This is a genomic window from Polaromonas sp. P4_H1, assembly GCF_056400945.1.
This window is the reverse complement of the sequence record NZ_JBFUKG010000036.1, coordinates 1-4,361: the sequence shown is the minus strand read 5'-3', so window position 1 is coordinate 4,361 and position 4,361 is coordinate 1. Positions and strand designations below refer to the sequence as shown.

The following is a 4,361-nucleotide window of genomic DNA, read 5'->3' as shown; positions in this document are numbered from 1 at the left end:
GCCGGCGGCACCACGTTCGGGCTGCCGTCGTAGCTGTAGCTGCCGTTGGCCTGCAGTGTCAGCGTGCCGAAGCTGCCGGCAATGACCGTGTTCACGCCCGTCTGCACCGCCGTCGTGGTGTCGCCTCCGGCCACCCGCACGCCCACCACGCCGCCACCGGCTGCCGCGCCGTCGGCGCCGAACACGTCGTCCGTGCCGTCCGTCAGCACGTTGCCGCCCACCACAGCGCCTTCGGCCACGCTGTTGCTGTTCGCGAAGGCCGTCGGCACATCGTCAATGATCTCGATGGTGATCGCTGCCGGTGCGGAAGTTCCCGTGCCGTCCGAGGTGGTCAGCGTGAAGACGTCGCTCTCCGTGCCGGCGGCATCCGTGGTCGGGCTGGTCAGCTCATAGGTGTAGCTGGCGACGCCTGCACTGTAGGCGGTGACCGTCAGCGTGCCGTTGGTACCGGCAAAGCTCTGGCCCACCAGGCTGCCGATCGCGACGGTGACGCCGTTGATGGTGACGCTCTGGATGTCGTCCAGGCCGTCCGCATCCGATACCGTGAAGGTGCCGGAGGCAAATTCGCTGCCGGCCGCGGCATTGGAACCGATTGCCAGACCAGCCTCGTACACCACGTCGTTGCCGCCTTCATTGCCGGGATCGACGCTGATCGTCGGCACGTCGTTGGTGCCGGTGATGGTGATGGTCACATCGGCCAGATTGCTCAGATTGGCGCCATCGGTCACCCGGTAGACATCGGGGAAGACCATGTTGATGGATTCGCCGTCGTCCAGTGCCTGCGCGGCGGCCTGGGTGGCTTCGTTCACCGTGAAGGTGTAGGCGCCTGTCGCGCTGTCGATGACCAGCGTGCCGAAAGCGTTGGTCACCGTGATCGAGGGGCCGACCACGGACAGGGTCTGGCCGTCTGCATCGGTATCGTTGGGCAGCACGTTGCCCGAGACGGAGATCTGGTCTTCGGTCAGGCTGTTGCTGTCGTCGACCGCTACCGGTGCGTGGTCATCGTCAATGATGGTCACGGTGGCCGTGTCGTTGATCAGGGTGGCGCCGATCGGGTTGCTCAGGACAATGGTGAAGGTCTCGTTGCCTTCGACCAGGATGTCGCCCACAATGTTCTCGGTGACGAAGAAGCCGATGTAGCCGGCCGGAATGGTGACCGTGCCGGTGGCCGCGCCGTCGAAAAAGTCCGCCGGATTGCTCGCGGTGCCTGGCACGATGGTGTAGGTGACCGTCACATCGGTCGTGGAGACCTTGTCCAGGGTAATCAGGAAGGTGACGGCCTTGCTGCCGCCGCTGGAGCCCTCGATCACATCGGCCGTCGAGACCGTTCCATGGATGACGTCGCCGGTGATGAGGCCGGGGCCGCCCTCGCCGATACCGACCTGCGTGCCCACGGTGACGCCGACGCTGACCGCGGGTTCCACGGCCGGCTCGGGAATCACCTGCACATCCGGCAGCAGCTCAGGCGGGACAAAGTTGTAGTTGTAGTCTTGCGGGGTCACGCCCTCGGCGATGCGCAGCAGCTGCACAAAGGTGCTGCCGCCGTCCACGCCGCCGCCGGGGGCCAGACCCGCCGCGGTGGCTTCGAGTGACTGGTTCAGGTCGGTCCCGCGTTCGAGCGCCTGGATGACGGTGTCTGCCGTGGCCGGCGTGGTGACCGCGCTGTCCTGGGCCGTGGGGCGCTGATCGGACTCGGCCACGTTGTCGTCGAGTCGCACGCTTTGCGCGGGCGCAATCGCCAGATGGTGGCCGTCTTCCATGATGAGCTCGATGCGGACGTCGCCCACGGTGCGTACCGTTTCGCCCTTTTGCAGGGCGTCACCGACCTTCAGCGCGCGGGTCTTGCCCTGCACGTCAACAGCCAGAACGGTGCCATTTCCTGTAATGGCGGCGACGGTAGCGAATTGGGCCATGATGCTCTCCGGTGAAAAAAAGAAGCCCGGGCCCGCAAGCCCAGGTACCGATCCTGATGATCTGAAGATTAAGGCTGCGCCATCGGCCCGTCTATTGGACTTTGGTCCATATTTGATGCTACTTTTTGGCTGTTTTTTGGCTGTTTTGGAGCGGTAGCCCAACCCCGTGCTAGCCCCCTCAATACCGGACACTGTCGTCGCCGCCGCCGTTGTCAGGCAGCCAGCCGGTTGGCTGGCTTGGTCTGCAGCTCGGCATGGCGTCAAGCGCCTCCCCGTCGATCGACCGTCTTCTGCAGGCCCTGCCGACCCGCAAGCGCTGGTGGCACCCGACACCGCTGGGCTATGGCGCAGCAGCCACGACTTTGACGAGAGCATCACCGACGCCTCGCCGTGGCTGCGCCCCAAAGTCCCCTAAGTCGGTCAACCCGGTCAGCCAAATCTCAGCCGCATAAAAAAAGGACAGGCCACTTGCGCGGTCTGCCCTGCAAAAACCAGCCCGGCCAGCGGGCGGCCGACGATCAGACGTCGGTTTTCAAATTGCCGTCAGCCAGCAACTTGGTGATGATGGCCGAGTCGGATGTCCCTCCCGCCGCAGCCTGCAAAGCCACATATTGCACATTTTCCAGCGTGATGGTCTGCGTGACCGCACTGCCGGCGCCGCTGGCGTGAACAGAGATCAGTGTCTGGCCGCTGCCATTGGCAGAGAAGTCCAGGTACGCATCCAGGCTGCCCGCATTGGCATGCTCGCCGCTCAACAAATCCTTCAAGTCCAGTGCGTCACCACCGGATGCCACCGGCGCAAGGTTGAAGTCCCTGATGACATCAGCGGCCGGCGTTCCGACGGTACCTTGATCACCCAGGCTCCACTTGAACGTATCGGAACCCAGGCCGCCCGCCATCATGTCGTCCCCTGCCCCGCCAGTGATCGATTCACCGGCCGAGGTACCCAACATCGCATCGCCGGCACTGGTTCCCGAGATCGGGTCGCCAGCGCTCCCACCCAGCAATTGGATATTCAGCGTCTGTGACGCCGTCAAATCGCCGTCTCCATCCGTCCCAGAAACACTGAACTGCAATACCTGCTCGGCCGGGAGAAGATTTTGACTGTACGCAAAAGAATCCACCTTTGCGTTCCCGCCGGTCACATTGAATGTGATCGTAGAAAAGTCGCCAGTAGGATCGATCGTGAATGTCCCATCTACGCCAGTATTGACAAAACCCGTTTCTCCCGTATTGGTGGTCCAGGTCATAACGAAGGCGTCGCTTGCCTGCTGTTTAATCGTGAACGACACACTGTCCACCTGGTTACCGGCAAACGTGACGCTGAAGTCATCGCCCGGATTCAGGTTCCCGTCGTTCACGCCAAAACCAGCGCTCGTCGGCTTGATCTGGTCCCCGCCCAAACCGGTGAAGGTGATGGCATCTGCGCCAGTCCCCAGCGTCAGCGAAGGCACTGCCGCACCGCCCTGGACACTGCCAAAATCAGCCACCTTCGTCACCGACGGACGCGGGTCGATCAAATCGAATTCGTACGTCCCATCGGGGTTGATGGTCAGGGCAAAGAAGTTGGTCGTGCTGGCGCCAGTTCCGGCTGTGATGGTCGTTGATCCGTCGAGGTTGTGCTGTACGGCGGAATAGTTGACACCACTCAGGCTTGTCAACGCGGACAAATTGATGACCCCTTCCCCATCTGCGCCGAAGGTCATATCGTGGGTGCCGACAAGCACCCCGGCCTGGTTCGTAATAATGCCGTGGTCAATTTGTGTGAATGTCGGCACATCGTCCACGATGTCCACCGTGATGGTGCTGGTCACCGTGTTGCCGTTGGCATCCGTCGCCTGGTAGGTGAAGGTGTCGCGGTTGTTCTCGGTGTTGGTGCCGTTGTTGGCGTCCGGGCTGGTATCAAAGCGCTGCGTCAGCGTGTAGCTGTAGCTGCCGTCCGCGTTGAGCGTCAGCGTGCCGAAGCTGCCTGCGGCCGGACTCGTCAGCGCGTAGCTGTAGCCGCCGGCACCACCGCTGACGTTGCCTACCAGCGTGCCGGCCGCCGTCTCCGCCGGGCTGGCCGGGTTGCTGCCCGTGGCCAGCGCCGCTTCGTTGACCGTGATGTCGTCGTTGCTTGCCGCCAGGCCGCTGTCGGTCAGCGTGATCGTCAGTGTCGTCGTGCTCAGGTCGCCGTCGCCGTCCTTGATGGTGTACACAAAGGTGTCGGTCGCGCCAGCCGGCGGCACCACGTTCGGGCTGCCGTCGTAGCTGTAGCTGCCGTTGGCCTGCAGTGTCAGCGTGCCGAAGCTGCCGGCAATGACCGTGTTCACGCCCGTCTGCACCGCCGTCGTGGTGTCGCCTCCGGCCACCCGCACGCCCACCACGCCGCCACCGGCTGCCGCGCCGTCGGCGCCGAACACGTCGTCCGTGCCGTCCGTCAGCACGTTGCCGCCCACCACAGCGCCT

Annotated in this window: 2 protein-coding genes; both read right to left on the bottom strand. The window is 63.7% G+C overall.

Going from position 1 to position 4,361, the window contains the following annotated elements:
• Positions 1 to 1,913, bottom strand: a 1,913-nt coding sequence (locus AC1DS5_RS24880) for a retention module-containing protein (protein ID WP_477720918.1), incomplete at its 3' end; no start/stop codon positions are given.
• Positions 1,914 to 2,431: 518 nt separating this feature from the next.
• Positions 2,432 to 4,361: type I secretion C-terminal target domain-containing protein (locus tag AC1DS5_RS24875; protein ID WP_477720917.1), on the bottom strand; the 1,930-nt coding region annotated here is incomplete at its 5' end.